This window comes from Halomonas sp. BC2, from assembly GCF_002078115.1.
GTDB classification, from domain to species: Bacteria; Pseudomonadota; Gammaproteobacteria; order Pseudomonadales; family Halomonadaceae; genus Vreelandella; species Vreelandella stevensii.
The window spans coordinates 341,177-344,637 of sequence record NZ_LFGT01000005.1 but is presented as its reverse complement, the minus strand read 5'-3'; the positions used below and the strand labels follow the sequence as shown (position 1 = coordinate 344,637).

Genomic DNA, 3,461 nt, shown 5'->3' with positions numbered 1-3,461 from the left:
TATGGCCAGCGCAGCAGAGCAGGGCGTCGCGCTGTATGGCGCCACCTTCGGCGCGGAGGCGGGGCTGCTGTCATTCTGGCTGGCCCTTGGGTTCACGCCGGTGCGGCTGGGCGTGACCCGGGAAGCGGCCACGGGAGAGTATGCCATCATGGTCGCCAAGCCGTTGAACGAGACCGGCCAGGCCGTATTGCAGAGTATGCGGCAAGGTTTTGTGGCGTCTTTGCAGGGGCTATTGGCCTTCGAGCTACGCGATTTGCCCGCGCCGGTGGTAGCGCTGCTGCTATCCGAGCTGCCTGAACGGCCGCTGAGTGCCGTGGAGCGACAAACGATCCGCGACGTGGCCTATGCCCATCGCGACCCCGCCCTGGCGCGGGCTGCCTTGCAGGCGCTGGGGCGGGAGGCCAGCCGTGCGTCGCTGGGAGAGGCCCGGCTAGCGCATCAGCAGCTGGTGGCCTGGGCCTATCAGAATCAGCCGCTGGCCGATGCCCCGCGCGAAGCCACGCAGCAACTGCGCCGAGTGACACGGCAGCTGATGACCGCGTCGATGCTTTTCTCGGATGGGCAGGAGCGGTTAAAGTAGCTCGGTTATCGATGACGAAGAGTTTCCATGAACGCACATCTAGAAGCGCTCGCGCCCACGTTGGTGTGGCAGCATTTTCGCACGCTGTGTAATACCCCTCGGCCATCGGGCCATGAGGCAGCGCTGGTCGCCAAGCTGGAAGCCTGGGCCGATGGCCTGGGGCTTGCCCATGACCGGGATGCCTTCGGCAACCTGCGTATCCGTAAGCCCGCATCACCGGGGTGTGAGGCAGCGCCGGGCATCATCCTGCAGGGGCACCTGGACATGGTGGCGCAGGCCAACGCTGGCCAAGCCCACGATTTCACGCGGGATCCCATCCGCACGGTGGTCAAGGAGGGGTGGCTGCACGCCGAAGGCACCACGCTGGGGGCCGACAACGGCATGGGCGTGGCTGCCATTCTGGCCGTGCTGGAGGACCCGGAACTGACCCACGGGCCGCTGGAAGCGCTGTTCACCCTGGAGGAAGAAACCTCCATGGGCGGGGCGCTCAATCTGGCCGAGCAGTGGCTCGAGGGCTCACTGCTGCTCAACCTCGATAGTGAAGATCGTGGCCAGGTCTACATCGGCTGCGCGGGCGGTGCCGACGTGGTGGTGGATGCCCAACTGCCAGGTGCGGCGCTGCAGCCCGATGAGCAGGTCATCTCGCTCTCCTTGACCGGCCTCAAGGGCGGTCATTCGGGCATGGATATCGACAAGCCGCTGGGCAATGCCAACCGACTGCTGGTACGCGTGCTGTGGGCGCTGGAAGCCTTCGATGCGCGGCTGGTGAACTACCAAGGCGGTACCCTGCGTAATGCCATTCCCCGTGAAGCCTTTGCCCAGGTGGCGCTGCCCGCCGACGATGTCGAGGCCGCGCTGGCCACGGTGGAAACCCTCGCCAGAACGCTCAAGGCGGAGCTGGGCAGCGGTGACCCTGGCCTGGTGCTGACGGCTACGCAAGCGGCCCCTGCCGAGGCCGAACCGCTGACCCGCGACGCCAGCGCCATGCTGCTGGCCGCCTTGCATGCGGCTCCTTGTGGGGTCGAGCGGATGAGCGCCGATGTGCCGGGAGTGGTCGAAACCTCCAACAATCTTGGCGTGCTGAGCGTGGAGCAGGGGCGTTTCCACCTCTGCGCATTGGTGCGCTCGCTGCACGACAGCGCGGCGATGGCCATGGCCGGGCGCTTCCAGGCGCTGTTCGGGCTGATGGGCGCCCGCGTGAAGGTCGAAAATGGTTACCCAGGCTGGGCGCCCAACCCGGAAAGCCCGCTGCTGGCCACCTTCAATACTCGCCATGCGGCGCTGATGGGCCACGCTCCAGACGTGAAGGTCATTCATGCCGGGCTAGAGTGCGGGATTCTGGGCAGCAAGTACCCTCATCTGGACATGATCTCGTTCGGGCCCTTGATTCGCGGGGCTCACTCACCGGACGAGCGCGTCGAAATCGCTTCCGTGGCGGAGTTCTGGGCCATGCTGCGTGACCTGATCGAAACCCTGGCCAGGCAAACCGCCGACTCGGCCAGTCGCCAGGTCTGATCTGACATGCCCGCCCAGCAACACTGGCGGGCAACAAAAACGGCACCGCAAGGGTGCCGTGGGTGGTGTCTCGGCGGTGCGCCGCCGAGAGGCCTACTTGCCCAGGTAGGCGTTGAGCATCCAGACGGTCTTTTCCTGCTCGCGAATGTAATCGCCCGCCTGAGCGGCGGTACCTTCGTCGTCGGCATCCGAGGCCAGCGACAGCAGTTCGCGCTGCAGCTCGATCAATGTCTGATATCCGGTGAGCACGCCTTTGACGCAGGTTTTGCCGTCGTGAACGTCCTTGTCTTCCTGAATGCGCGACAGGGCGATGTAGTCGCTGTAGGCGTGGACAGGCTTGTGCCCCAGGGTCAGGATGCGTTCGGCGACTTCGTCCACTTTGGTCAGCAGGTCGGTGTAGAACTCTTCGAACTTGGCATGCAGCTCGAAAAAGTCGTTACCCTTGACGTTCCAGTGGTAGCCCCGCACGTTCATGTAGAAAATCTGGTAGTTGGCCAGTAGATGATTCAGCTTTTCTGCAAGCTGGCTGGCGCTGCCTTCGTGTAGGCCAATGCTGTTGGTATCTTCCATTGTCTGCTCCTCCATCGTTTCGTTTTTTCCAGCTTAAGGCCCTGGTTAGCCAATGCAAAACAGGTTTTTTGCATCGCTACCATAGCGGCCTGCCATGACCGGCGGTGAGCTGGCGACGGCTGACTCATCGCGACTTATCAGAAGATGTTGGCGACTCGGCGATTTTTCAAGGGGGCCGCCGCCGTCAATGAGCCAGCCACAGCCGGGCTATGCTGTCGCAGCGGTCGCTGAGCAGTTCAGCGGTACGCGGCAGGGCGTCTTCCAGGCCCATGGGGCCGTCGGCCAGGGCAAAGGCGGCGGTGACGCCTTCATTCAAGCAGGCCTGCCAGCCATCCCCCAGGCTGCCCGCCAGCACGATGACCGGCTTACCCAGGCGCTGGGCGGCGCGGGCCACGCCAATCGGGGTCTTTCCAGAGAGACTCTGACCATCCAGGCGGCCTTCGCCGGTGATCACCAGATCCGCCCTGGCCAGCAGGCTGCTCACCTGGGCCTGCTGCATGATCATGTCGATACCCGGCGAGAGTTTGGCGTTCAGGAAGCTGCTGGCGGCAAAGCCCATGCCGCCCGCGGCACCCGCGCCCGGCATGTCTCGGTCATCGCGACCCAGGGCTTCTGCGGCGAGCGTGGCAAAGTGCCCCAAAGCGCGGTCGAGGGTGGCCACGTCGTCGGGGCTGGCCCCTTTTTGCGGCCCGAATACGGCGCTGGCACCGCGCTCACCGAGCAGCGGGTTATCCACGTCCACGGCGGCCGTGACGTCCAGGCTGGCCAGCCTCGGGTCCAGGGTGGAGAGGTCCAG

General features: G+C 64.9%; 3 protein-coding genes and 1 pseudogene. 2 read left to right on the top strand and 2 right to left on the bottom strand.

The window, feature by feature from the left end:
• Nucleotides 1-580: pseudogene (locus B7L71_RS05115) on the top strand (tRNA(Met) cytidine acetyltransferase); the annotation flags it as partial.
• 27 nt (nt 581-607) lie between these two features.
• The gene (locus B7L71_RS05110; RefSeq protein ID WP_081136386.1) at nt 608-2,095 is read left to right on the top strand and encodes an aminoacyl-histidine dipeptidase; all 1,488 of its coding nucleotides are present in this window, start codon (nt 608-610) and stop codon (nt 2,093-2,095) included.
• Between the two features lie 93 nt (nt 2,096-2,188).
• Here the strand turns inward: B7L71_RS05110 and B7L71_RS05105 are convergent, their stop codons facing one another.
• Together B7L71_RS05105 and B7L71_RS05100 are read right to left on the bottom strand one after the other, a co-directional pair.
• On the bottom strand, nt 2,189-2,665 hold the full coding sequence (locus B7L71_RS05105; RefSeq protein ID WP_016916087.1) for a Dps family protein: 477 nt from the start codon (nt 2,663-2,665) through the stop codon (nt 2,189-2,191).
• 184 nt (nt 2,666-2,849) lie between these two features.
• Nucleotides 2,850-3,461: glycerate kinase family protein (locus tag B7L71_RS05100; RefSeq protein ID WP_139790048.1), on the bottom strand; the 612-nt coding region annotated here is incomplete at its 5' end.